A 24670-nucleotide genomic window follows, 5' to 3' on the forward strand; every position below is an offset into this window, starting at 1 on the left:
TTCTCGTGTGACGGGACTGCGTCTGCCCACGACTCTTGATGAAGCCGGTCCCCGCTCTACCGGACCCCAGCCAGATGTCGAAAATCCCGTTGTTTTAGAGAGAATGCGAAGGCGCACCACATGAAAGTTCTGAACCCCACTGCCCGACGGAGCGCGGCCGTTTTGGCCGGTGTCCTGCTGCTTAGCTCCGTGACTGCCTGCGGCGGTTCCGGCCAGGCGGCCTCCGCCGCGGACAAGAGCACCCTCACCATCGGCGTCGAGAGTGACAGCGCGTCCTTTGGTTTCGACCCCTTGCGGGTCTCGGACGCTCAGCGGCAGTTCTTCGAGGGCCTCTACGAGAACCTTATGACCCTCCGGCCGGATGGTTCGGTGGGGCCGGGCCTGGCCACCGGGTTCAGCTACAACGCCGACAACACCGTCCTGACGCTGACACTCAAGCAAGGCGTCACCTTCACGGACGGCTCCACCCTGGACGCGGCACTCGTCAAGGCCAACCTGGACCGCCGCACCGATCCTGCCCTCTCGGCCTACTCGGCGATCGCCAAGGGCGGCGCCCAGGAAGTGACGTCCGTGGACGTGGTCAGCCCCACCCAGGTGTCCCTGACCTTCGCCACGGCGCAGCCCGGCTTCGAGAAAAACCTGGCCTCCACACTGGGCATGATCGTCGGTAAGGCCGGCGCAGCCGACACGGCGAGCCTCGCCGCCACGCCGGACGGGTCCGGTCCGTACACCCTGGACACGGGGAGCACCGTGAAGGGCAACAAGTACGTCCTGCAAAAGAATGACAAGAGCACGGACGCCGCGAAGTACCCGTACAGCAAGATCGTCTTCAGCGTCATCCAGGACCCGCAGGCCCGCGCCAACGCCCTCGTCTCCGGCCAGGTGGACGTCGCCCAGCTGACGTCACCGACCGTTGACTTCGCCAAATCCAAGGGCGCGGGCGTCTCCCAGATCGGCGGCACCATCCAGACCATGATCTCCTTCGACAAGACCGGCAAGACCGCGCCCGCGTTCGCCAGCGAAAAAGTCCGCCAGGCCATCCAGTACGCCATCAACCGCCAGGCCCTGGTCGACGCCCTGCACAAGGGCGACATCCCGGCCTGGAACGCTCTTCCCAAGGATTCGGCCGGCTTCACCCAAGAACTGAACACCAGGTTCGCCTACGATCCCGCCAAGGCCAAGAGCCTGCTGGCCGAGGCGGGCTACGCTAACGGCTTCGAATTCACCATCGTCGCGAGCGCCACCACGCAGACCGACCTCCAGGCCGTCCAGAAGGATCTCGCCGCCGTCGGCATCACCATGAAGGTCAAGATGGCCACCTCCACCGACGAGGCGTTCGCCGCCGTCGCCACCACCCCGCTGGGCTACGCGCCGCTGGGCTGGGACAACCCGGTGGGACTGATGTACGGTGCCATCCTCAATGGCTTCACCAACGTCCAAAAGGCCACGGACGACCAGCTCAGTGCCGCCACCGGCGAGGTCGCCGCCGCCAAGGACGATGCCGCCCGGAAAGCCGCGCTCACCAAGCTCAACACCCGGCTCGTCGAATCCGGCTGGATGATCCCGCTCTTCGAATCCCTCACCAGCCAGGGCTACAACACCAAGAAGGTCAAGCCGGTGGAGTTCGCCGGCAGCAACGTGTACCCGCTGCTCTCGTCCTACGCCCCGGCCAACTGACCCCCACCCTGCCGGCCGGCCTTCACCTTCCAGCCGAAGGCCGGCCGGCCCTGACCGATGGAGGTCATCATGGCGATTTACGTCGCAAAGCGCCTGCTGATGGCGCTGGCCACCGTGCTGCTGGTTGCGCTCCTGGCGTTCCTGTTGGTGCACGCCATGCCCGGCAGCCCGGGAGCCGTGTCCCTCGGCGCCGGCGCCACCCAGCAAGCCATTGACGAGGTCAACGGCCGGCTCGGCTGGTCCGATCCGCTTCCCGTCCAGTTCTTCCGCTGGCTCGGCAGCGCGGCGCAGGGAGACTTCGGGGTGTCGCTGATCGACGGCCGGTCCGTCAGCGCCGACCTCGCCAACAGGCTGCCCGTGACGGCGGCCCTGGCAGCCGGGGCCACGCTCCTGAGCGCCGTCCTCGGCATCGGTCTTGGCGTGACGGCGGCCGTGCGCGGCGGGCTGGTCGACCGGGCCGTTGGTGCCCTGTGCGGCCTCGCCGTGGCGCTGCCCGCCTTCTGGATCGGCATCATCTTCGTGTACCTCTTCGCCGTCCAGTCCTCGGTGTTTCCGGCCACCGGCTACGTCCCCTTCGAGGTCTCGCCCCGGGACTGGGCCCTGTCCCTGGCCCTGCCGGTGATTACCCTGGCCGTGGGCGGGGCGGCTTTCATCGCACGCCAGACCCGCGCGTCCATGCTCGAGGCGCTGCAGCAGGAACACATCCGGACCCTGCGGGCAACGGCCACCCCGACATGGAAGATCCTGTACGTGCACGCCCTGCGCTACGCCAGCCTGCCGATCGTGGCCGGCATTGCCCTGCAGTTCATCGGACTGTTCGGCGGCTCCGTGATCGCGGAGCAGTTGTTCGCCATGCCGGGCCTCGGCCAGGCAGTCCAGAGCTCCGTCAGCACCCACGATGCCCCGTCCGTGCAGGGCGTGGTGGTGGTCGCCACCGTGGTGGTGGTGGCCGTGAACCTGGTGCTGGAGCTCGCCACCAAATTTCTCGACCCGAAGTTGCGTGCCTCATGATCCCTCCCGCCGCCCCCGCCTCAACGGCGCCCCCCACGATCCCTGCCGCCGCGGAGGGCCCCGGCGAGGGCCCCGGCGCGGATGCCGGCACCGCCGCCGGCCCCGGCCCGGGCCGCTCCGGGCGCGGTCCCAAGACCCGTTCCGCCCGGTTCTCCGCCCGCCGCCTGGCCGGCTCGCCCGGCGCCCTGGCCGGCGTGCTCTGGCTGGCGGCCCTGGTGGCTGCCTCGCTCACCGCCCGCTGGTGGCTGCCCTACAAGACCGAAGACCAGGATTTCACCGCCATCCTGTCCGGGCCCACGGCCGCCCACTGGCTTGGTACCGACGAACTCGGGCGGGACCTGCTCAGCCGCATCTTCGCCGCGGCCGCCGGCACCTTGGGGACATCGCTCATCACGGTGATGGTCGGCGTCGGGCTCGGCACCGCCCTGGCTCTGCTGGCTGCCGCCGGACCACGGACCGAAGGGCCGATCAGCCGCGTCACAGAGATCATGATGTCCCTGCCCGGCACCGTCATCATCCTGGCCGTCATCGGCGCCGTCGGAACCAACATTCCCGTCATCATGGCAATCCTGGGCGTGCTGATCTCTGCCGGCATCTACCGCGTGATGCTGGGCCAGGCGGCGTCGCTGCAGTCGCAGCTCTACGTCGACGCCGCCAAGGTGGACGGCGTGGGTCCCCTCGCCATCAGCCTTCGCCACGTCCTGCCCGGCCTGGCCACCACGATCGTGGTGCAGTCCGCCCTGATCTTCGCGGTGGGCATGCTGATCCAGGCCGGCCTGGCCTTCATCGGGTTCGGCCCACCCATCCCGGAACCCAGCTGGGGCGGCATGATCCAGAGCGCATCCCAGCACATCTACGACGCCCCGTGGCTCATGGTTCCCACCGGCGCGGTCCTGGCCCTGACGGTCCTGGCGGCCAACGCGATCGGCAATGCCCTGGGCACGTCGCCGAACGCGGCCGCCTCCCACCTTCCCCCGGCTGCCGAGCGCCGACGCCGCGCCGCGCGCTCCGCATCCTCATCCACCGTCCCGGCGGCGGCAGCGGAAGCCCCGGCCACTCCGGGCCACCTCAGCGTCCGCGGCCTGTCGGTGGGGGTCGACGGCGGCACTCCGCTGGTCACGGACGTTTCCTTCGACGTCGCGCAGGGCACCGTGCTCGGGCTCGTGGGCGAATCGGGCTGCGGCAAGACCATGACGGCACTGTCCCTGCCCGGTCTGCTGCCCTCCGGCGTCTCGGTCACGGGAGGCCGGATCCTGTGGGACGGCCGCGACCTCGCGGGTGCCGCCGAAAACGCCATGGCCGGCATCCGGGGCCGGGACATTGCGCTGATCTCCCAGGAACCCATGCGGGCCTTGGACCCGATGTTCACGATCGGCTACCAGCTCATCTCCACCGTGCGGCGCTTGCGGAACACCGGAAAAGCCGAAGCCCGGTCCGAGGCGCTGAGCCTGCTCGAGAAGGTGGGCATCGTGGACGCCACGCGCATCCTCGCCACCTACCCCCACCAGATATCCGGCGGCATGGCCCAGCGCGTGGCCATCGCCCTGGCGCTGGCCGGGCGTCCCAGGTTGCTCGTCGCGGACGAGCCCACCACGGCACTGGATGTGACAGTGCAGGCCGAAATCCTGTCGCTGCTGCGGGCCCTGGTCCGGGACACCGGCATGTCCGTGGTGATGGTGACCCACGACCTCGGCGTGGTGGCGGACATCTGTGACAGCGTCGCCGTCATGTATGCAGGACAGGTCGTGGAAAGCGGCCGGACCGCCAGCATCCTGGACAACCCGCGGCACCCCTATACCCTGGCGCTTCTGGCCGCTGACCCGCACGCCGCGACCGCCGGCGGCATGCCCGGCCGCCTGGCCACCATCAGCGGCCAGGTTCCCCAGCCCAAGGACTGGCCGGGCGGCTGCCGGTTCGCGGCACGCTGCCAGTTCGCCGGCTCCGCCTGCGTGGAACCGGTCCCGCTGGTGCCCTCCGGCTCTGAAAACGGCGAGGTGCGCTGCGTCAAAGCGGACGAACTGGCCGTCGAAGGCCTCGCCTGGGTGGCCACCGACGTGCCCGCGCACCAGGCATCCGGGCCGCGTGAGGTCGCCAGGACAGCTGAGAAGGACACGCCATGTGCGACGGACAAAACGATCGAGAGGGACAGGGCATGAGCATCGACACTTCGCCAGGGCAGGACGGAACGGCGCAGGTTCCCGGCCGGCCGCTTCTGGAAGTGGCGGACCTGGTGGTCCGGTACGGCAGGGGCCGGAAGGCCGCCGCGGCGCCGCCGGCCGTGGACGGTGTGAGCTTCGGCATCCTGCCCGGCGAAACCGTGGGCCTGGTGGGGGAGTCCGGCTCCGGCAAGTCGACCATCGGGAAGGCCATTCTTGGCCTGGAGAAGTGCAGCGCGGGTTCGGTCCGGTACAACGGAACCGACATCACCCACGCCGGCGCGGCCCGGCGCCGGGAACTGGGCGGGGAATTGCGCGCCGTGTTCCAGGATCCGAACTCGTCCCTGAACCCCCGGCAGAGCATCGGCGCGTCCCTGGCCGAACCGCTGCGGATCCGCGGCGTGGCCGCCGGGGACGCCCGGCGGCGTGCCGCGGACATGCTGGCAAGGGTGGGCCTGCCCCGCGAGGCCGTTGACCGCCATCCGGCCCAGTTTTCCGGCGGGCAGCGGCAACGGATCGCGGTTGCCCGGGCCCTGATCTGCGAACCGAAGCTCGTGGTCTGCGATGAAGCGGTCAGTGCACTGGACCTCTCCACCCAGGCCCAGGTGCTAAACCTTCTGGCCGACCTCCGCGACGAACGGGGGCTGAGCTACCTGTTCATCGCCCACGACATCTCCGTGGTCCGGTTCCTCGCCCAGCGGGTGGTGGTCCTGTACCGGGGACAGGTCATGGAATCCGGGCCTGCGGCGGCGGTCACGGAGTCGCCCAAACACCCGTTCACCCAGGCGCTCGTGGCGGCCTCGCCCGTGCCCCGCCCGGCCGAGCAGGCCGCACGCCGGCACCAACGCGAAGCACTGGGCGTCCGGACCGCGGCCGCCGCGGCCGCCGCCCCCGCTGGCTGCCCCTTCAGCAACAGGTGCCCCCTGGCCACGGACCTGTGCCGCACCCAACGCCCGGCGCTGCGGACGGCGGGCATGTCCGACGTCGCCTGCCATTACGCGTAAGCAAGAACTGAACCGCCATGACCCTCACACCCCGGTCCGCCACGATGATTGCCCCCGGGCACGACAGGAGACAGCAATGAACAGGCCCACGCGCCTGAAGGCCGAACACCTCAGCGAGGCCTTCGGCATCACCATCACCCGTCCGCGGCTCAGCTGGACCCAGCCGGAGGGCACTCTGCGGCAGACCGCGTACCGGATCACCGCCAGCAACGGCTGGGACAGCGGCCGGGTGGAGTCGGCTGGACACTCCCTGGTGCCCTACGGCGGCCCGGCGCTGGATTCACGGGACCGTTTCGACTGGAAAGTCCGCACCTGGGACTTGGGCCCGGACGGCAGCGAACGCGCCTCTGCCTGGTCCGTACCGATGCCGGTTGAACTCGGACTATTGCACCCCGCCGACTGGACCGCCCGGTGGATCGGCCCCCGGGAAACCGCCCTCCCCGCAGCCGGCGCCCGCCCCGGCCACGCCTTGAGCACCACGTTCGACCTCGCGGTGCTGCCGCACTCCGCAAGGGCGTACGCCACCGCCCACGGGATCTACGAACTCTTCATCAACGGGAACCGGGCCGGGGACCAGGAGCTCACGCCCGGCTCCACGAGCTACCACACCACCCTCCAGGTCCAGGCGTTCGACGTCGGGCCCCTGCTCCGCCCCGGCCGCAACACCGTCACCGCGGTGCTCACCGATGGCTGGTACCGCGGCACGTTCGGGTACACCCGCGACGCCGACAGGTACGGCACCGCGACGGCGCTGCTGGCGCAGATCGAGCTCACCACCCCGGAAGGACGGACGGTGATCGGAACCGACGGCACCTGGCTGGTGACCGCGACGGAGATCGCCAGCGCCGACCTCATGGCCGGCCAGCACGTCGACTTCCGCTCCCGCCGGCTCCCCGGCAGCGGGGACCGCGAGCGCGCAGTGCTCCGGGCCGGAAGCTTCACGACCCTGACGGGTCCGGTCGCGCCGCCCACCAGGGTTGTCGCGGACATCACGCCCGTGTCCGTCACGCGCCTGGCCACCGGGCACCAGGTGGTGGACCTGGGGCAGAACATCAATGGCTGGGTGCGCCTGACCCGGCTGGGCGCCCCGGGCCGGCCGGTGACCCTCGTCTACGGGGAGGCGCTGGACGGCCGGGGCGACGTGACGCAGGAGAACCTGCGGCCGCACGATTTCCGCAATCCGGGCCGGTTCCTGTCCGCCGGGCAGGTCGACTCGGTGGTGTCCTCCGGTGCGCCGGGGGAAGTTTTCGAGCCCCGCCACACGACGCACGGCTTCCGCTACGTTTCGGTCAGGGGCCTGTCAGAGCCCCTGGGAACGGGGGACATCACGGGCCGTATGGTCCAGACCGACCTCGAACGCGCCGGCACATTCAGCTGCAGCGACCCCCGGCTCAACAAACTCCACGAGATCGTCGACTGGAGTTTCCGCGGCAATGCCTGCGAGGTCCCCACGGACTGCCCGCAACGGGAAAAGGCCGGATGGACCGGCGACTGGCAGGTGTTCGTCCCCACCGCGGCCTACCTCTACGACGTTGCAGGATTCACCCGGAAATGGCTCAACGATGTCCGGGCGGACCAATGGGACAACGGCGTGATCGTCAACATTTCGCCGTCGCCGGGCCCTGAAGCCACCGCCGCCGACCACATGGCGTTTGTCAACGGCTCCGCCGGCTGGGGAGACGCGATCGTCCTGGTCCCGTGGGAAATCTATCGGGCCACGGGAGACACGGACATCCTGGAACAGAACTGGGAGGCCATGAACCGCTGGCTCGGGTTCATCCGCAGCACGGCCACTGACGGCCGGCACCCGGCCCGGATCGCCGCCCGCCCGACGCCGGAACCGTACGAACAGTATCTCTGGGACACCGGCTTCCACTGGGGTGAATGGCTGGAACCCGACGGGCCGGAACCAGACCTGTTCGCCGCCCGGACCGCGGACCACGGCATCGTGGCCACCGCCTTCTACCGCCACTCCACCCGCATCATGGCCGGAATCGCCGCCGTCCTGGGCCGCGACACCGAGGCCCGTGCCCTCGACGAACTCTCCGCCAAAGTCCGCGACGCCTGGGAACGGGAATACCTCACCGCCGCCGGGCAGGTCTCCGACGCCAGCCAGGCCAACTGCGTGCGGGCGCTCGCCTTCGACCTCGTCCCTGAGCGGCACCGGCCGGCGGTCGCCGCGCAACTGGTGTCCCTCATCCGCGGCGCCGGCACCCACCTGGGCACCGGCTTCCTCGCCACCGGAGACCTGCTGCCCGTCCTGGCCGACAACGGCCACCTCGACCTCGCCTATGAACTGCTCATGCAGGACACCGAACCGTCCTGGCTGGTGATGGTGGACCGCGGAGCCACCACCATGTGGGAAGCCTGGGACGGCATCGGCCGGGACGGAACCGTGCGGCAATCGCTGAACCACTACAGCAAAGGAGCCGTGGTGTCCTTCCTGCACCGCTACACCGCCGGACTCCGGCAGGCGCCGGGCAGTGCAGCATATGAGGAGATCATCATCGAACCGCGCCCGGGCGCCGGCCTCACCTCCGCCAGCACCTCGCACCGCGGCCCCCGGGGCCTGATCGAAACCGGCTGGCGGATCGACGACGGCGCGCTCAGCGTGCATGTTCTCGTGCCGCCGGGCACCACGGCGGAAGTCCGGCTTCCCGGCCGGCCGGCCGCCGTCGTCGGCCCCGGAACGCACACCTTCTCAGTTCCGTATGGCCCGGCTGTCCCGGCATCCCTGTCCCACCTCATCAGGAGCGCACCATGACCTTTATCGAATCCGCAGCGACTGACAGCGAGGCACGCCCCGACGCCGCAGGAAAGGACGGGCCGTCTTCTGGCCCAGCGTTCCCCGGGTTCCCTGCCTTTGATGGCCCGGGCATGGCCGTGCCGGTATCCGAGGGCTCCGCGGTACACCGCGAAGTCAGGTACGCCCGGACCGTCGGGTTCCGGCCGCTGACCATGGACATCTGGCTTCCGCGGACGGCCGGGCGTCCGCTGCTGCGGCCCGTTCCGCTGGTGCTGTGGATCCACGGCGGCGCTTTCCAGCTGGGGGACCGCCGTGAGCTGCCGCCCACTTTCCCTGTGAATTCCGTCTTTTCCCGGCTTAACGCGGCGGGGATCGCCTGCGCCACCGTCGACTACCGGCTGGCCCTCGAAGCCGCCTTCCCGGCCCAACTGCATGACCTGAAAGCGGCGGTCCGCTACCTCCGCGCGCACGCACAGGAGCTGCGGATCGATCCGAAACGGTTTGGCGCCTGGGGCGAATCCGCCGGCGGCCACCTGGCTGCTCTGCTGGGCCTAACCGGCAGGCGGGAAGACCTCGAGGGAGAACTCGGCGCGCAGGGACACTCCAGTGCCGTCAGCGCCGTCGTGGACTTCTACGGTGTGTCCTCGCTGCCCCTCATGCCCCCGATGCAGCTCCCGGCCCGCCTCCTCACCGGACCCATGGTGGCCGCCGTTCCGGCAGGCATGAGCATGGAACCGGGGCCCATGCTCATTGGCGGTTCCAGGGACCCGGACCGACTGGCGGCCGCGAGTCCGCTCGGCCACGTCAGCGCCGGGGCGCCGCCGTTCCTGCTGATCCACGGCGACACCGACGCCCTCGTGCCCCTGTCCCAGAGCGAGCTCCTCGCGCAGGCCCTCAGCGCCGCCGGAGTCCGCAACGACGTCGTCGTCATCGAGGGCGCCGACCACTGCTTCTTCGGCGCAGAAGACCGGATAGACAGCATCCTGGACACAGCCATCACTTTCCTCGCCACAGAGCTGGGCCGGCCATGACCCTGGACCCGGACCTGGCCGGCACCCTCCATCACCTGGCGGGGGCGGGTTCGCTGGCGGAGCTCCTGTCCCGACCCGGCGGCGCGGACCGGCTGGAGGCGTTCAGCGGCGGCCCCGTGCCCTACCAGGCTCCGGACGTCCGTGTCCGCGACGCCGAGGCGCCCGGCCCGAACGGGCCCGTCCCGGTCACGATCTACGGTGCCGGCAGCCATGGCGGTCCTGCGCTCGTCTGGATGCACGGCGGGGGATTCGCCGGCGGCGGCCCGGAGATGCGCGAAGCGGACCAGCTGGCCCGGGAAGTCGCGGCCCGCAGCGGCGGCGTGGTGGTGTCCGTGGACTACCGGCTGGCCCGCGACGGTGTGCACTTCCCCGTCCCGCACGAGGACGTCCTGGCCGCCTGGCTCTGGACCGTGGAGCACGCCGCGGAGCTGGGCGCCCGCCCCGACCGCGTGTGCCTGGGCGGCGCCAGCGCGGGCGGCAACCTGGCCGTCGGGGCCGCGCTCTTCCTCAAAGACGCCGGCCTGCCCATGCCGGCCAAACTGCTGCTCGCGTACCCGTTCCTGCACGCCGACCTGTCGGTGTCCGGCGCCGCCACGGCGCGGGACATCCTCGACGCGCTCCCGCGGCCCCTGCGGTTCACCCCCGATGACTGCCGCGCCCTCGTGGAGAACTACATCGGCGGCCCCGTCGCCGTGGCGCCCTCCTATGCGATGCCCGGCAAAGCGGACCCTTCCGGGCTGCCGCCCGCGGCGATCATCGCTTGCGAATACGACGACCTGCGCCCCTCGGCAGAGGCGTTCGCGGCAGGACTCCGACGTGCCGGAACTGACGTCGACTTTCGCCTCGAAGCCGGTGCCGTCCACGGCTACCTCAACCATTCCGCGGGGCTTAGGATCGTGCAGGACGGCCTCGCCTTCCTGGCCCGGGCCCTGGTGGAGACAAAGCCGTTCCAATGATTGAAATCCCCGCTGTCCGGAGACGGCGGCATCAGCGACCCTTGATTCAGACGCCGGAACACCACCACACGCCGGCCAGCAGCGGATGGAGCCGACGATGACATCAGAACAGATCCTGCAGGGGATCGAGTTCGCCTGCCCCACGGGCGCAGGACCCCTGCTGCTGGACGTGTACCTGCCCGCCGCAGAAGAACAGCCCGCCGAAGGGCGGACCCCGAAACTGTTCCCCGCCATCGTGCACTTCCACGGCGGCGGCTGGCGGACGGGGGAGCGATCCTCCCTCGGCCCGGTCCTGGACGGCTTCGGCTTCAGCCCGTTCCGGCGGCTCACGGACGCGGGCTTCGTCGTGGTGTCCGCCGACTACCGGCTCAGTACGGCCGCCCGGTTCCCGGCGCAGCTGGAGGACGCGAAGGCCGCAGTGCATTGGCTACGGAACCACGCGGCGGAGTTCCGCGTGGATCCTGACCGGATCTTCGCGTGGGGCGACTCCGCGGGCGGGCATCTCGCCAGCCTCGTGGGGCTCACCCCCGGCGACGCCGCCACCACCACCGCCGCGGTTGCTGCCGTGGCCGCCTGGTACGCGCCCACGAACCTGGCCACGATGGCTGAACAAAGCCTGCCCCACGCCGTCGCCCGTGCCGACGACCCCGCCTCGCGCGAAGAACTGCTCATCGGAGCGGTGCTGGCCGAGGCCCCCGGCAAGGCCGCCGCCGCCAGTCCCATGGGCCATGTGACCCCGGCGGCGCCCCCGTTCCTCCTGATCCACGGGACCGCCGACCGGTTCGTCCCGCCGGCCCAGTCGACGTCCCTCGCGGCGGCGCTGGAAGCCGCCGGTACCGACGTCGAACTGCTCCTGATCGAGGACGCGGACCACATGTGGGTACTGCCCGATCACAGCCAGGAGGCTGCGGAGAAGGCCATGGATGCCACCGTCGACTTCTTCCTCCGCCAGGCCCACGTCCCCTGACGGACCCGTCCCCGCGAAGCCAGTGCAGGACTCAGCAGGACAGGCCTCGGCAGGACCCGGGCAGCTTTGCCGTGCCAACTTTCCACGATCATCATTTCCCTCACCGTGCCCGCCCGGGCCGAACCCGAAAGGCCCTTCACATGCAGTACATCGGCATCATCCACGACGGCGCAGCATGGGTCGCGGCCCTGGCCGGACCGCGGGTCTACCCGCTGGCTCCCGTGCAGGACTTCTGGGCCGATGCCCCCGGTTGGCAGGAAAAGTCCGTGGCATTGACAGCCGACGGCGGTCCGGCACTGAACCGCTCCGACGTCACCGAAGTGCCCCCGGTCCCGCCGTCCGCCCGCATCATCTGCGTGGGACTGAACTACAAAGCCCACGCCGCCGAGGGCTCCTTCGCGGTCCCGGAGTACCCCACGCTGTTCGGGCGCTGGACGGCGTCGCTCTCGGTCGGCAACGTGCCCGTGCCGGTCCCGGCCGGCGAGGCCGGACTGGACTGGGAAGGCGAAGTGGCCGCCTACCTCGGCCAACGGGTCGAATCCGCCGACGAAGCCACCGCCGCAGAGGCCGTCTTCGGCTACTCCACCTTCAATGACCTCACGGCCCGCCGGGCCCAAAAGCTCACCGCGCAGTGGACCCTGGGCAAGAACGGCGACTTCAGCGGGCCACTCGGCCCGCTGGTCAGCCGCGACGAAGCCGGTGACCTCCGCGACGGCCTGCAGGTCCGGACCCGGGTCAACGGCACCGAAGTCCAGAACGGCAACACCCGGGACATGATCTTCTCCGTGCCCGCCATCATCGCGCTGATCAGCCAGACCCTGACCCTCCACCCCGGCGACATCATCGCCACGGGAACCCCCGAGGGCGTGGGCTACGTCCGCACCCCGCCGTGGCTCCTGCAGCCCGGCGACACGGTCGAAGTGGAGATCGACACCCTGGGCACACTGACCACGCCCGTCGGCGCCCCGTCACTGCGGGCACGGGCCTGATGACCGCCATCCCCAACGCGGCCCTCGCGGACCTGCCCGATCACACACCCGTGCTGATCGCCGGCGGGGGACCCAGCGGACTGTTCCTCGCCCTGGACCTGGCGCACCGCGGCATCCCGAGCCTCGTGATCGAGCCGCGGACGGCGATCGACCCCGACCGGCCCCGGGCCAAGACCACCAACGCCCGGACCATGACACACCTGCGCCGCCTGGGACTGGCCGACAGGCTCCGCGCCGCCGCGCCGCTGCCGGTCGGCTACGCCCAGGACGTCATCTTCTGCTCCGCCCTGACCGGTCACGAAGTCACCCGCTTCCGCGAGGCCTTCCAACTGGTCCCGGGCCGCTACGGGCCCCAGCCGGAATGCGGCCAGCAGGTCCCGCAGCCTGTCATGGAAGGCGTGCTCCGCGACGCGGCCGGCGAATCCCCCCTCATCACACTGCTGACCGGCCTTCGGGTCGAGGACCTGGACGCCACCGGGGGCAACGGCCCCCGGGTGACGGTGTCCGACGCAGCGGGACAGCGCAAGGACGTGGACTGCAGCTTCGTGGCCGCGGCCGACGGCGGTTCCTCCACCGTGCGCCGCCGCCTGGGCATCCGGCTGGCCGGCAGCTCGGCAGAGCTGTCCAACATCAGCGTCCTGTTCCGTTCGGACACCCTGGCCGCGGCGATCACGCTGGAGCCGGCCGTCCAATACTGGGTCCTGGGCCCGGACGTCGCGGGCATGGTGGGGCGGCTGGATCTCGGGAATACCTGGTGGGCCATTATCCAGGGCGTGGACGGCACCGGATCCGTCGGGGCCGAAAGCCTCGTCCGGTCCCTCGTGGGGACCGACGTCGACGTCGAAGTCATCGCCACCGATCCCTGGACAGCCCGCATGCTGCTCGCCCCGGACTACGGACACCACCGTGTGTTCCTGGTGGGGGACGCGGCGCACCTGAACCCGCCCTGGGGCGGCCACGGCTTCAACACTTGCATCGGCGACGCCGCCAACCTGGCCTGGAAAATCGCGGCCGCCCTCGGCCACTGGGCCGGCCCGGCGCTGCCCGGCAGCTACGCACTGGAGCGGCGGCCCGTGGCGGCCCGCACCATCCGCGACGCGGCAGCCAACGGGCAGGCGCTCGCCTATCACTTCGCGGACCCTGCCCTCGGCCTGGACGGTGCAGCCGGGGACGCGGCCCGGCAGGCGGCCAAAGCAGCGCTCGCGGTCAAACAGAGTGAGTTCGATTCGCTCGGACTGGTGCTCGGGTACGGATACGGCTCCTCGCCGCTGGTCGTTCCGGACGGCCTGCCCGTCCCCGAGGAGCACCCTGTCCGCTATGTCCCCTCGGCCAGCCCGGGATCGCTGCTGCCGCATGCCTGGCTCGACGAGTCGACGTCGCTCTATGACCTCCTGGGGTCCGGCTTTACCCTCCTCGTGGACCGGGAACGCCTGGCCGGCCGGGCAGCCCCGGAGGCTTACGCGGCGGTACTGGCCGCCGCCGCGGTGCACGGCATCCCCGTGGCCTTCGCCGGCGTCGGCCCCGACCGGGACGGGACCGCCATGTCCACGCACTGGCAGGCCGACGCGGTGCTGGTCCGCCCGGACCAGCACGTCGCCTGGCGGGGCGCCGACCCGGTGCAGGCCGCCGCCGCTATTGGCGTGGCGGCCGGATGGCCTCCGGCTACCACTTCCGAAGACCCAGACAGGAGTTCGCGTGTCCGAGCCCACTTTCCGTGACTATCTCTATCCCCCCGACCACCCGCGGCTGGCCGCGATCCGGGGCCTCGATGCCCGCGGCTATGCCGAGGCGGCGAAGACCGACGCTTTCGCCGGTCCCATGATCCACGGCTGGGCTGCCCTGTACCCCAAGCCTTTTACGGGGGTGACGAACGACGGCGTGCTGCGGCCGGGGTTGTACCCGCTGCGGCCCGCAGCGGCGGGGGAGGAGGCCCCGGCAGCAGCGATGGCATCCGCCGCGCGGGAACTCCTGGCCGGGCTCACGCCGGCCCAGGCCGGGCGGCTCCGCTACGCCGTGGACGCCCAGGAATGGCAAAGCTGGGCCAACCCGGAATTCATGCAGCACGACACCGGCCTGCGGCTGGACGAGCTGGCCCCGGCAGCCCGCGAGCTGATCCTGGCCGTCGTGGAGGCGAGCCTGAGCCGTGCGGGCTATGACCTGGTGCGGAACCTCATGCGGATCAACGGGTTCCTGGGCGGGCTGGTGGCGTTGCCGGACCTGATGAACGAGTACAGCTACAACTTTGCGCTCTATGGTGCACCGTCGGAGACGGAGCCGTGGGGCTGGCAGCTGTTCGGGCACCATGTGGCGCTCAACGTCCTGGTCGTCGGGACGCAGTTGGTCGTTTCGCCGGTGTTCCTGGGCGCGGAACCCGATGTCATCGACGCCGGCCCGCACCGGGGCGTGAAGGTCTTCAAGGAGCGCATCGCCCTGGCGCGGCAGCTCATGGCGACCCTGCCGGGGCCGCTGGGCCGCAAGGCCACAGTCTTTGAGGACATGCAGGACCCGGCGATGCCCGCGGGCCGGCTGCACGCCGGGGACGAACGGCACCTGGCCGGTTGCTTCCAGGACAACCGCGTGATTCCCTACGAGGGCATTCCGGTCAGCGCGATGCCGGCCGCGGCACGCGGGATCCTGGACCGCCTCGTGGACGACTTCATCGCCCTGCTCCCGGACGGGCCGCGGTCTGCCCGGCGCCGGGAGATTGCCGCCCACTGGGACGAGACCTGGTTCTGCTGGATCGGCGGCCGGGAAGCGCAGGACGCCTTCTATTTCCGCCTGCAGAGCCCCGTAGTGGTCATGGAACTGGACCACCACACGGGCGTGTTCCTCAGCAACGAGACGCCGGCCCCGTTCCACATGCACACCGTCATGCGCACGCCGAACGGCAACGACTACGGGCGCGCACTGGTCCGCCAGGCACAGGGTTCCTGAGCCAACAGCGGAAGCCCGGACCCCTTGGGGAGTCCGGGCTTTCGTCGTCGCACGTCCAAAAGCAGCCAGTCCGGCCTAGATGTCCAGCGCCGCGCGGCGCTGCGGCGGCGGGCCGACCACCGTCAGGTCCATCTCCGCCTGTGCCCGGCCGAAACCCTCCATGTCCATGTAGGGTTCGCCGCCCTCGGTATACATGTAGTCCTCGGTGGGCTTGTTGAAGTATTCGAAAAAGCCGTTGAAGACCGACGGCGTCAGGAACCCGAGCATCTGCGTGTTGTGGGAGTCGAACGCGAAGGAGTGGATGGTTCCGGCGGGAGCGTGCAGGAAGTCGCCCTTGGTGAGAAGGACCTCGCGCCCGTTGGCATAAATCCACATCCGGCCCTCCGTGCAGAGGAAGTTCTCCGTGTGCTGTTCGTGGAAATGCAGCGGGATGTAGGGCGACTTGGCGCCTTTGGTGTGGACGGCAAAGTAGTTCGAACCCGTGTTCGCCGGCCGGGACAGGTACGTGAACATCGTCTGGTAGCTGACCATCCGCTCGCCTTCGCCGGCGCTGAGGAAGTACGGGCTCTGGGCGGCCGGCAGGCCGGCGTCCTGCCGGAACGCCGGGGCCACGCGCTCGATCTCCGGAAACGTCATCCCGAATTCCGCGCCGACGTCGGCGTACTCCCGCAGGCTGGGCTTCCGGCCCGGCGTCACCGGCGGGACGTGCGAATCCACGGGCGTCCCGATGCGTTCGTAATACGCTTCGGCGCCGCCGGGCGTCATCCAGTTCAGGAAGCGCGTGTAGTGGCTTGCCATCCGGTAGGCGTGCGGGGTTCCCGGCGGAATCACCACGGAATCTCCCGGCGTCAGGATGCGGCTTTCGCCGGGAAGCCAGACGTGCAGGATCCCATCGAACACGTAGAGGGTCTTGTGTTCCACCGTGTGGCTCACAAACGGTGATTCGGCCCCCATGCCGCCGGAGACATAGGCAGCACTGAAGATCCCGCCGGTGTCCGACGCGCGGGCGATCACCGTGACGAGCTGCCCGTTGATTTCGTAGCGGGCGCCCTCCCCGGAGGCCATGTAGTAGGGGACCGCAGCGCCCGGCAGCGCGTTGGCCACGGGCAGCTGTTTGTTCATTTCCTCAACGCTGAGGGACATCTCTTCCTTCTTTCCTGTGGGTCGACCTTGTCTGTCGGTCGAGCGCGGTCTGCCCCAAGACTGCCTTCGATTCTGCCCCGGGACGACTCCCGTTTCCAATGGATGAAACACTTCATAGTCGGGTGGCCGCGCCGGGCCTAGAGTGCCGGGGCGGCCACGGATACGGTCCTAAGTCCCTATTTCGGCGTCAGCGGACCCGGTTAGGGTGGCGTGAGGCGCATGGCGGTCCGTGATTCGAGCCGGTGCGCCCCCATTCATGAATCAGGCAGTCAGGCAGCTCTGCATCAATCGGTGTCAGGCAGCCAGGAATCCGGGGGGTACGTTGTCCAATGATTCAGTCATGACCTGGTGTCCGGGCGATCCGGGCCGTGCGGCGGCAACGGAGCCGTCGGAACGGAACGACACCCAACACAACGATTCCACCGGGCAGTCGTGGGACGGAGTGTTCCAGCCGGCAATCCCGGCGGCCAGCCGCGGCGGCTACTGTCGCGACCACTGGCCGCCGCTCTAGTGCCACCGGCAGTGCGCGGTTGACTGCTATTTACCCAGGATTTACGTGACCGGCCTTGTGGGCGTCTGCGGGCCGCAGAAAGACTAAGTAGACGGGCTGACGCCATCGGTTCAGCCGGCAGAACCAAACCAGCGGGCAGCAGCGAAGCTTCCCTTTCCACTCCAGGGCAACGTTGTCCGGACAGGGAGCCCGCGGACCGGGAGGACCATCATGGCAGGCACATTTGAACTCTTCGTCGACGCCGATGCCCGCTTCAGGTTCCGGCTCCGGGCACCTGACGGGGCGGTGCTGGCCGTCTCCAAGGCCTTCATGGACAAACCTGCAGCCGTAGCCGGCATCACCGCCGTGCGCGAGTACGCCGGCATGGGCCTCATCAGTGACCTCTGCCCCGCGGGCCCTGCCCCGGAACCGGCCGCGCCCCGCCCCAGGCCGGCCTCCACACCGGTTCCCGCCGTGGACCGCCGGGTGCACGACAACGACCTCCGCATCCGCGCCAGGGCCCTCCGCCGCCCGTCGCACGGGGCCGGGGCGGTCGGCGTCTCCTGAGGACTCCGGGACAGGCCTAGGGGACCATTCCGGCGTGCACCGGAACGAAATCGATCTTGTTGGCCGGGTGCACCGTCTTCTTTGGGGCACGTGAGTACCCCTTGGCATCCAAGTGGTTCTGCAACCGGTAGTCTGCCAGGGCTTCGTCATAGATGCCGTTGAGCCGCCGGCCGGTGTAGACCTGCTCTGAGCCGTCCGTGAACACGATGCTGATGAGTGCCGTGTCCGGGAAATGCCGGTTCATGCGGATGAAGCCTTCGGCGTCCTGTTTGAGATTGATCATGTGGTTCCCACTTTCGCGATCGAGATGATCCAGTCTGACGCTTCCGCCCTGCGTCCTCCAACCTGTTGGCGGTCCTCGTCCGCTGACCGGGCATGCGCCTACTCGGCGGCGTAGGCGTTCACTGCCTGCTCCAGCACCGGGCTGTAGAGGTCCCAGGAATCGGCGGGTGCGGCAGCCACCACAACACTGCTGCCCCGGGTTCCTGTAACGAGGCACGCTATTTCCCGGTACTTGTGGGAGCCGACGCGGGTGACATACGTGTCCTCCACGCAGGAACCGGAGCCTCCGCGGAACGCCATGCCGGCGCGGAAGGACAGCCGGTCCGCTGAGGCGGCGTTCTCACCCGTGAGGTGGGCCAGCCGGAACTCGGACCAGTTGGCCTGCGATTCCTCACCCTCCTGCGGCGTGGCGTTGAGATACAGCCTGAGCTCGCCGCCGGGGCCCGTCACGGTCGCGGAGACGCTGCCGGGGTCGCCCGGCGCCGGTGTGGCCTCAGGCGGGACGGACAGCACGGCGGTGGCGTCCGGAAGTTCCAGCGACTGCCAGCCTGCAGGCGCCGGGCCGCTGCGGAACCACGCGAACGGCGTTGCGCCGGACACAGGCGCGGCCGGCCCCCGGTTGCCCGGCGAACCGCAACCGGCGGCGGCCAGCACCGCCGTCGTCCCCAGCAACACAGCGCAGAGCAGCGTCCCGGAGTTTCGCGGGCGACGCCGGCCAGCGGTGCTACCTGTTGCCGTCACCGTCATCCGGTCCTCCGTTGTTATCGGCGTCGTGGTCGTTCCCTGCGGGCGGCCGGCCCGGCGGAACCATGGGCCGCGGGGCCGGGGCGGCTGGAGGTACCACCTGTCGGGGCGCCGGCGGCCGGACGGCCGGAACCGGTGCCGGGGCAGGCACGGCCGGTACGACGGGTTGCGGTGCTGCAGGCTTTGGTGGAAGGGGCTGTGGTGGAAGGGGCTGTGGTGCCACCGCCGGCGGCGCGGCGGGGACAACGCTGGCGGGGTCCTTGGGCGGCGGCGGGGCCGCCTTCGTTGCCGGCGCCGGTGTGACGGTGGCCGGTGACGGAACTCCTGCTGGCCCGGCGAAACAGGCGCCGAGCAGCAGGGTGGTGCCCAACGCGGCAGCAGCATACGCCGGGCGGGAAAACTTCATGGTGCGCTCCTTGGTGGGAAGGCCGGCCGTGTTCAGCCGGGCTGTCGCTAGAACGGCCCCGGCAGCGTGCGGGTTCAACGCGGTCCCCGTTTCCCAAGGAAGCGGGGACCGGTGAACCGTTGGGCCGCTGGCGTCGTAGTACTTCCAGGGAGGCGGAAAATGGCCGATCAGGAGGCCGAGCTGCTGCGGTCGCTGCACGAGGCCTACGCTCCGGCGCTACGGCGCTTCGTCATGAAGCTGACCGGTGACGGTACGCTGGCCGACGACGTCGTACAGGAAACGCTGATCCGCGCATGGCAGCACCCGGCGGTCCTGCAACGCCCGGAGGCGGCCGTGAGGGCGTGGCTCTACACTGTTGCCCGCAACCTGGTGATCGATGACCGGCGCAGTGCCCGCCGGCGCCATGAAGCCCGGACCGACCAGTTCCCCGAGGTTCCGGAAGCTGACCGGGTGGACCGGATCCTGGACGGCTGGGTGGTGTCGGATGCCCTGGCCGGGCTGACCGCCGAGCACCGCGCCGTTGTTATCCACGCCTATTACCGGCGCGAGACGACGGCGGAGATCGCGCAGAGCCTCCAACTGGCGGAGGGAACGGTGAAGTCCCGGCTTCACTATGCCCTGAAGGCGATGCGGCTGGCGTTGCAGGAGGGTGGCGTGACGCCATGAACCACAGCGGGACGGATGAGTACCGGAGCTGGGATGCCGCGTACGTCCTGGGGTCCCTGGTGTCCGCGGAGCGCCGTGAGTTCGAAGAACACCTGGCCGTCTGCCCGGGATGCCGGGCCGCCGTGGCCGAACTCGCCGGGCTGCCGCCGCTGCTGGCCGCGTTGTCGCCGGACGAAGCCCAGGCGATCGGGACGGCCGGGAGTGAACGGCCGGCCCGGGAGTTGGTTCCTGCACTGGCGCAAAGGGTCCGGCGGGGGCGCCGGCGCACGCGTCTGGCAGTCACCGGACTGGTGCTGGGCGCGGCCGCTGCCTCCGGCGCGCTCGCCGTTGCGGTCACGGCCCCCGCCCCGGTGGCCGTGCAGACGCAGGCGGTACCGCAAACGGTCCTGAAGTTTTCCCCCGTGACGGGGAGCGCGCTGGTGGCACAGGGGACGCTCACGGGTCAGTCGTGGGGAACCCGGATCGACTGGGAGTGCACCTACACGCCGTCCCCGGCGGACATCCCCTCGCCGGCGGGGCCCGGCGGGCATCGCGCACCGGAAGAGTACGGTCTGGTGGTTGTCGACGCCAGGGGGATCTCCACGCAGGTGGCCACCTGGACGGCAACGCCGGGTACGACGGCCACCCCGACGGCGACCACCGCGGTCCGGATCGAGGACATCCGCCGCGTCGACATCGTTGCCGTCGGGAGCGGGCGCACGTTGCTGAGCGCTCCCGTGTGAGGCGCGATGGACTCTCCGGAAGTTGCGGACTTGCCCTCACTCAAGGGGAATGAGCCGGGCCGTGTTCGCAGTGAGCCAATCCCTGAGCGAGATGCCCAGATGGTTGTCCCCCCGGGGGTACGTGATCCAGACCTTGCCCTTGCGGTCAAAGTCCACGTTCACCAGGTTGTCGAAGCCAGTGCGTGGCCAGCGGGGGACGGGACGATCGTCGGTGAACTCGACAAGGCGCTGCGGAGCCGTCAGCCAAGCGGGCTCCTTCCCGGGCTTACGGGCAGGTAGGGAGACAACGCGGCCCGACGCCGGGATGAGGCCCTTCGGATTGACCAGTTTCCGTGTGGCGCTGCCGCCTTCGAACGTGCTCAGGACAGTGTCGATGTTGACAAAGTCGTCGCCACCGAAGGTGGTTGAACGGCGGTAGAAGCAGATCCGGCCGTCGACAGTGAGGAAGGCCGTGCCGTCATCTTCGTTTTCCAGGGGCCAGCCGAGTGACTGGGCGACGAAATGCCACGTGGCCCAGTCGGTGCCCGCGGTGACGGCGGCAAGGCTGGTCGGCACGGCGTGCTTTCGCAGCCGCTTGCTCGCGCGTCCCAAAAGACGTTCCATCCGATCAGCCGCGACACGGCGTGCCGACTCGTAGATACCGGGGACACTCTCGTTGCCGGCGCGTCCGGCGGCGTGAGTGCGCGCCATGACCCGTTGCGTTCCATTCCCCGCATTTTCAAACGACATCGCAGCTCCCCGTTCGACCGCCTCGCATCCAGGGAACCGGCGGTTCCGGGGCAAGGCAGGGACTCCCGTTTCAGCCTAGGTCCATGGCGGCGGCGGGGCGCCCCGAAGCGCTAAATGTTCATCGAACGATCACCAGCCCCGTTTCGTGACGTCTCCGTCAGCCGGTGCGGAGCCCGCGGGTTTTGCAGAGACAATGGAGACGTGACCTCCCCGACCGCCCCCCTGGACCCCGCCCGCCTCAAGCGAGTCTTCGACCTCGGCGCCATCGGGGCCGGCCTGACTTTTGCCGGGTCCTTGCGGGATCTCGCCGCGGCACTGCAGTCCGGGGGAGGCGCCGCCGTCGTGCAGGCTCCGCCGGGTACGGGCAAGACGACGCTGGTACCGCCACTGCTGGCCAACATCGCTTCCGGCGGCAGCACCGGCTTGCCACGGATCGTGGTCACCCAGCCGCGCCGCGTGGCCGCACGCTCGGCCGCCCGGCGGCTCGCCGCCCTGGACGGCACCCGGCTCGGCGACCGGGTCGGCTACACGGTCCGCGGCGAACGCCAGTCCGGCCCGGATACCATGATCGAGTTCGTCACCCCGGGCATCCTGCTGCGCCGCCTGCTCGCCGATCTGGGCCTTGACGGCACCGACGCCGTGATCCTCGACGAGGTCCACGAACGCGGCCTGGAAACGGACCTCCTGGTCGGGATGCTCGCCGAAGTCCGCCAGCTGCGCGGCGACCTCGCGCTCGTCGCGATGTCGGCAACCCTCGACGCACCCCGCTTCGCCGCCCTGATCGGTGCACCGGCAACAGGTGATGACGACGGCGGCCCGGCGCCGGTGGTGGACTGCCCCTCCGCGCTGTTTCCCCTGGATGTGGAGTGGGCCCCGGCCCAGGCGGCACGGCTCGACGAGCGGGGTGTCACCCGGGCATTCCTGGACCACGTGGCCGACACCGCGGCGGCGGGGCACAGTGCCGCGCTGGCTGCCGGGCACGACATCGACGCCCTGGTGTTCGTTCCCGGCGCCCGGGAGGTCTCCCACGTGGCCGCCCGGCTTCGCAGCCGGAGCCGCGCCGGGATTCTCGAACTCCACGGCCAGGCGGCCCCGGCCGAGCAGGACCGCGCCGTCTCCGGACGCCGTCCCGGCGAGGCCGCCCGGATCATCGTCTCCACGGCGCTCGCCGAATCCTCCCTCACCGTCCCCGGCGTCCGCCTGGTCATCGACTCCGGGCTCGCGCGCGAGCCGCGGCGCGATTCCGGCCGCGGGATGTCCGGCCTTGTCACGGTGTCCTGCTCCCGGGCGTCCGCGGACCAGCGCGCCGGCCGTGCCGCACGCCAGGGCCGGGGCACCGTGATCCGCTGCTACGACCAGAAGGCCTACGGCGCCGCGCCGGCACACCCGACGCCGGAAATTGCGGCCGCGGACCTGACCGGCGCCGCCCTGGTCCTTGCCTGCTGGGGCGCCCCCGGCGGCCGCGGCCTGGCCCTGCCGGACGCGCCGCCCGCAGCCGCGATGGACGACGCCGTTGAAGTGCTCCGGGAGCTGGGCGCCGTGACACCGGCCGGCCAGGCCACCGCCTTGGGCAAGGTCCTGGCCCGGATCCCCACGGACCCCCGGCTGGGCCGCGCACTCCTGGACGGTGCGGCGATCGTGGGCCAGCGCAGTGCGGCCGAGGCCGTGGCCGCCGTCTCGGGGGACCAGCGCGCCCCGGGCGCCGACCTCACGCGACTGGTGGCCGCGCTGCGCACCGGCACGGATCCCGGGTCCCGGCGCTGGGCCGAGGACGTCCGCCGGATGGAAGGAATCGCACGGCAGGAGGCATCGGGCCCCGGGGCCGCCGCACCGTACGGCCCCACGGGCTCCGGCGAGGCGGTCGGCGTCGTCGTGGCCCTGGCCTTTCCGGACCGGGTGGCGCGCCGCGTCCCGGGCGACGGACCGGAACGGTACCAGCTGACATCCGGGACGCGGGCCGGGCTGCCGGCCGGCAGCCCCCTGTCCGGGCATGAATGGCTGGCGGTGGCAGAGGTTACGCGTGCGGACGGCCGCGACGCCGCGGGGACAGGCGCCGTTATCCGGGCGGCGGCGCCTCTGACACCGGAGAACGCTGAGAATGCCGCCCGCCATCTGCTCGTCGAGACGCTGGAGGCGCGGTTCAGCCAGGGCCGCGTCTCGGCCCGGCGGGAACGGCGCCTCGGCTCGATCCTGCTCTCGTCCACCCCGGTGCGGCCCTCAGCGGAGGAAGGCCGGGCGGCCGTTGCCCGCGGTTTGGCCAACGAGGGGCTGGCAGCCATCGGCTGGTCCGGCGCGGCAGAGGCCTTGCGCCGCCGGCTGGCCCTCCTGCACCGGGAACTGGGCGAGCCGTGGCCGGACGTGGCCGAACCGGCTCTGCTGAGGAGGCTGGACGAGTGGCTGGCACCGGAACTCACAGCGCTGGCAGGCGGGGCACCGACCGGCGGGATCGACCTCGCCGGACCGCTGAGCCGGCTGCTGCCCTGGCCCGAGGCATCACGGCTGGGTGATCTGGCCCCGGAAACCCTGGCGGTCCCCAGCGGCTCCCGGATCCGGATCGACTACCCCGCGGCGGACGACGCCACCGGACGACCGGTAGTCGCCGTCAAGCTGCAGGAATGTTTCGGCTGGGCCGAAACGCCGCGACTGGCCGGCGGGCGTGTGCCCGTCCTGTTCCACCTGCTCTCACCGGCCCGGCGGCCGCTGGCCGTGACTGATGACCTCGCCTCGTTCTGGTCCGGACCCTACGCCCAGGTCAGAGCGGAAATGCGTGGCCGTTACCCCAAGCATCCGTGGCCTGAAGACCCCTGGACCGCACCCGCGACGGCCCGAACCAAGCCGCGGGCCTGACGCCCGGCCGCTCCCACGAACCCGCGCGCGCTCCTCCTGTTTCCCCAACGGTCACAGATCAGGCATCCAGTCTTCACCCGCGCGAAACACCCCATCCGGCACACTGGAACCAGCACCGGACGCGGAGAACCGCATCCTGCTCCCTCGCCCGCCGGACTGGATCCGGCCGGCCGCGGCCCGCGGAAGGGGCCGCCACCCTCGCCGCACACCCGGACCACATCGCTCCGGACTGCGCCGCAGCCATCCTGCCGGCAGCCTGCAACCGCGGCGCCCGGCAACCCTTGATTCCCGTACCCCTTGGAAGGACCATGCCATGATCAAGACCAGAGCCGGCCTCGTACTCGAAATCGAGGCAGAGACCGCAGCCCTCCTGGCCGAAGAACTGGACGCCGCCGTCGCCGTGGCCCGTGCCCGCGCCATGGAAGAGAGCCGGCACGGCATCCTCGTCACGCGCCACAGCCCGACACTGTTCACCGTGGCGGTCAGCGCCGAAGTGCCGTACGGACTGACCCTCGAGCGCGGCTGACAGACACCTTGCCGGCCGCCCGGCCCTCGCGCCCCGGGAACAACAGGCGCATGATGAAGGAGGACGACGCCGGCGGA

20 protein-coding genes are annotated in these 24670 nt (G+C 70.5%); 16 read left to right on the top strand and 4 right to left on the bottom strand.

The window, feature by feature from the left end; all coding sequences use genetic code 11:
• The first annotated feature begins 120 nt into the window (after nt 1-120).
• From CFN17_RS16175 to CFN17_RS16225, 11 genes are all read left to right on the top strand, one after another.
• On the top strand, nt 121-1677 hold the full coding sequence (locus CFN17_RS16175; protein WP_208748758.1) for an ABC transporter substrate-binding protein: 1557 nt from the start codon (nt 121-123) through the stop codon (nt 1675-1677).
• A 57-nt stretch (nt 1678-1734) separates the two neighbouring features.
• The gene (locus CFN17_RS16180; protein ID WP_208748759.1) at nt 1735-2688 is read left to right on the top strand and encodes an ABC transporter permease; all 954 of its coding nucleotides are present in this window, start codon (nt 1735-1737) and stop codon (nt 2686-2688) included.
• Nucleotides 2685-4844 (top strand): dipeptide/oligopeptide/nickel ABC transporter permease/ATP-binding protein, encoded by a 2160-nt coding sequence (locus CFN17_RS16185; RefSeq protein WP_208748760.1) that lies wholly within the window; start codon nt 2685-2687, stop codon nt 4842-4844. The genes CFN17_RS16180 and CFN17_RS16185 overlap by 4 nt, the downstream gene beginning before the upstream one ends.
• The gene (locus CFN17_RS16190) at nt 4841-5848 is read left to right on the top strand and encodes an oligopeptide/dipeptide ABC transporter ATP-binding protein (RefSeq protein ID WP_208748761.1); all 1008 of its coding nucleotides are present in this window, start codon (nt 4841-4843) and stop codon (nt 5846-5848) included. The genes CFN17_RS16185 and CFN17_RS16190 overlap by 4 nt, the downstream gene beginning before the upstream one ends.
• Before the next feature lie 76 nt (nt 5849-5924).
• A complete protein-coding gene (locus CFN17_RS16195; protein ID WP_208748762.1) occupies nt 5925-8612 on the top strand; it encodes an alpha-L-rhamnosidase in 2688 nt (895 codons plus the stop codon).
• On the top strand, nt 8609-9625 hold the full coding sequence (locus CFN17_RS16200) for an alpha/beta hydrolase (protein WP_208748763.1): 1017 nt from the start codon (nt 8609-8611) through the stop codon (nt 9623-9625). The genes CFN17_RS16195 and CFN17_RS16200 overlap by 4 nt, the downstream gene beginning before the upstream one ends.
• Complete coding sequence (locus CFN17_RS16205; RefSeq protein WP_208748764.1) at nt 9622-10581, top strand: alpha/beta hydrolase fold domain-containing protein; 960 nt, start codon at nt 9622-9624, stop codon at nt 10579-10581. The genes CFN17_RS16200 and CFN17_RS16205 overlap by 4 nt, the downstream gene beginning before the upstream one ends.
• A gap of 97 nt (nt 10582-10678) precedes the next feature.
• Nucleotides 10679-11548 (top strand): alpha/beta hydrolase, encoded by an 870-nt coding sequence (locus CFN17_RS16210; RefSeq protein WP_208748765.1) that lies wholly within the window; start codon nt 10679-10681, stop codon nt 11546-11548.
• A 140-nt stretch (nt 11549-11688) separates the two neighbouring features.
• Nucleotides 11689-12537 (top strand): fumarylacetoacetate hydrolase family protein, encoded by an 849-nt coding sequence (locus CFN17_RS16215; protein WP_208748766.1) that lies wholly within the window; start codon nt 11689-11691, stop codon nt 12535-12537.
• On the top strand, nt 12537-14255 hold the full coding sequence (locus CFN17_RS16220; protein WP_208748767.1) for an FAD-dependent monooxygenase: 1719 nt from the start codon (nt 12537-12539) through the stop codon (nt 14253-14255). The genes CFN17_RS16215 and CFN17_RS16220 overlap by 1 nt, the downstream gene beginning before the upstream one ends.
• Nucleotides 14233-15471: a DUF3500 domain-containing protein gene (locus CFN17_RS16225; protein WP_208748768.1), complete on the top strand. Its 1239-nt coding sequence runs from the start codon at nt 14233-14235 to the stop codon at nt 15469-15471. Before CFN17_RS16220 ends, CFN17_RS16225 begins: the two co-directional genes overlap by 23 nt.
• A 75-nt stretch (nt 15472-15546) precedes the next feature.
• Here CFN17_RS16225 and CFN17_RS16230 read toward each other — a convergent pair whose 3' ends face one another.
• The gene (locus tag CFN17_RS16230; RefSeq protein WP_208748769.1) at nt 15547-16614 is read right to left on the bottom strand and encodes a quercetin 2,3-dioxygenase; all 1068 of its coding nucleotides are present in this window, start codon (nt 16612-16614) and stop codon (nt 15547-15549) included.
• 721 nt (nt 16615-17335) lie between these two features.
• On the opposite strand from CFN17_RS16230, the gene CFN17_RS16235 reads away from it, so the two are divergent.
• Nucleotides 17336-17671 (top strand): DUF1508 domain-containing protein, encoded by a 336-nt coding sequence (locus CFN17_RS16235; RefSeq protein ID WP_208748770.1) that lies wholly within the window; start codon nt 17336-17338, stop codon nt 17669-17671.
• Nucleotides 17672-17687: 16 nt separating this feature from the next.
• Here the strand turns inward: CFN17_RS16235 and CFN17_RS16240 are convergent, their stop codons facing one another.
• Together CFN17_RS16240 and CFN17_RS16245 are read right to left on the bottom strand one after the other, a co-directional pair.
• Nucleotides 17688-17954 (bottom strand): hypothetical protein, encoded by a 267-nt coding sequence (locus CFN17_RS16240; protein WP_208748771.1) that lies wholly within the window; start codon nt 17952-17954, stop codon nt 17688-17690.
• Nucleotides 17955-18052: 98 nt separating this feature from the next.
• Nucleotides 18053-18628, bottom strand: coding sequence for a hypothetical protein (locus CFN17_RS16245; protein WP_222612641.1), 576 nt, complete (start codon nt 18626-18628; stop codon nt 18053-18055).
• A 634-nt stretch (nt 18629-19262) separates the two neighbouring features.
• On the opposite strand from CFN17_RS16245, the gene CFN17_RS16250 reads away from it, so the two are divergent.
• Both CFN17_RS16250 and CFN17_RS16255 read left to right on the top strand, forming a co-directional pair.
• A complete protein-coding gene (locus CFN17_RS16250; protein ID WP_208748773.1) occupies nt 19263-19769 on the top strand; it encodes a sigma-70 family RNA polymerase sigma factor in 507 nt (168 codons plus the stop codon).
• Nucleotides 19766-20491, top strand: a complete 726-nt coding sequence (locus CFN17_RS16255; protein WP_208748774.1) for an anti-sigma factor — start codon at nt 19766-19768, stop codon at nt 20489-20491. The genes CFN17_RS16250 and CFN17_RS16255 overlap by 4 nt, the downstream gene beginning before the upstream one ends.
• Before the next feature lie 36 nt (nt 20492-20527).
• Here the strand turns inward: CFN17_RS16255 and CFN17_RS16260 are convergent, their stop codons facing one another.
• The gene (locus CFN17_RS16260) at nt 20528-21181 is read right to left on the bottom strand and encodes a hypothetical protein (protein ID WP_208748775.1); all 654 of its coding nucleotides are present in this window, start codon (nt 21179-21181) and stop codon (nt 20528-20530) included.
• Nucleotides 21182-21421: 240 nt separating this feature from the next.
• On the opposite strand from CFN17_RS16260, the gene hrpB reads away from it, so the two are divergent.
• Together hrpB and CFN17_RS16270 are read left to right on the top strand one after the other, a co-directional pair.
• On the top strand, nt 21422-24067 hold the full coding sequence (gene hrpB, locus CFN17_RS16265) for an ATP-dependent helicase HrpB (RefSeq protein ID WP_261792231.1): 2646 nt from the start codon (nt 21422-21424) through the stop codon (nt 24065-24067).
• A gap of 313 nt (nt 24068-24380) precedes the next feature.
• Nucleotides 24381-24593, top strand: a complete 213-nt coding sequence (locus tag CFN17_RS16270) for a hypothetical protein (protein ID WP_261792232.1) — start codon at nt 24381-24383, stop codon at nt 24591-24593.
• The last annotated feature ends 77 nt before the right edge of the window (nt 24594-24670 follow it).

The sequence above is a fragment of the Arthrobacter sp. PM3 genome, from assembly GCF_003352915.1.
GTDB lineage: Bacteria > Actinomycetota > Actinomycetes > Actinomycetales > Micrococcaceae > Arthrobacter.

Coding starts and splice junctions, on each gene's coding strand:
- CFN17_RS16250 (WP_208748773.1), top strand. CDS start 19,263: ATGGCCGATCAGGAGGCCGAGCTGCTGCGGTCGCTGCACGAGGCCTAC.
- CFN17_RS16215 (WP_208748766.1), top strand. CDS start 11,689: ATGCAGTACATCGGCATCATCCACGACGGCGCAGCATGGGTCGCGGCC.
- CFN17_RS16180 (WP_208748759.1), top strand. CDS start 1,735: ATGGAGGTCATCATGGCGATTTACGTCGCAAAGCGCCTGCTGATGGCG.
- CFN17_RS16185 (WP_208748760.1), top strand. CDS start 2,685: ATGATCCCTCCCGCCGCCCCCGCCTCAACGGCGCCCCCCACGATCCCT.
- CFN17_RS16190 (WP_208748761.1), top strand. CDS start 4,841: ATGAGCATCGACACTTCGCCAGGGCAGGACGGAACGGCGCAGGTTCCC.
- CFN17_RS16205 (WP_208748764.1), top strand. CDS start 9,622: ATGACCCTGGACCCGGACCTGGCCGGCACCCTCCATCACCTGGCGGGG.
- CFN17_RS16210 (WP_208748765.1), top strand. CDS start 10,679: ATGACATCAGAACAGATCCTGCAGGGGATCGAGTTCGCCTGCCCCACG.
- CFN17_RS16230 (WP_208748769.1), bottom strand. CDS start 16,614: ATGTCCCTCAGCGTTGAGGAAATGAACAAACAGCTGCCCGTGGCCAAC.
- CFN17_RS16255 (WP_208748774.1), top strand. CDS start 19,766: ATGAACCACAGCGGGACGGATGAGTACCGGAGCTGGGATGCCGCGTAC.
- CFN17_RS16240 (WP_208748771.1), bottom strand. CDS start 17,954: ATGATCAATCTCAAACAGGACGCCGAAGGCTTCATCCGCATGAACCGG.
- CFN17_RS16220 (WP_208748767.1), top strand. CDS start 12,537: ATGACCGCCATCCCCAACGCGGCCCTCGCGGACCTGCCCGATCACACA.
- CFN17_RS16260 (WP_208748775.1), bottom strand. CDS start 21,181: ATGGCGCGCACTCACGCCGCCGGACGCGCCGGCAACGAGAGTGTCCCC.
- CFN17_RS16235 (WP_208748770.1), top strand. CDS start 17,336: ATGGCAGGCACATTTGAACTCTTCGTCGACGCCGATGCCCGCTTCAGG.
- CFN17_RS16175 (WP_208748758.1), top strand. CDS start 121: ATGAAAGTTCTGAACCCCACTGCCCGACGGAGCGCGGCCGTTTTGGCC.
- CFN17_RS16270 (WP_261792232.1), top strand. CDS start 24,381: ATGATCAAGACCAGAGCCGGCCTCGTACTCGAAATCGAGGCAGAGACC.
- CFN17_RS16195 (WP_208748762.1), top strand. CDS start 5,925: ATGAACAGGCCCACGCGCCTGAAGGCCGAACACCTCAGCGAGGCCTTC.
- CFN17_RS16200 (WP_208748763.1), top strand. CDS start 8,609: ATGACCTTTATCGAATCCGCAGCGACTGACAGCGAGGCACGCCCCGAC.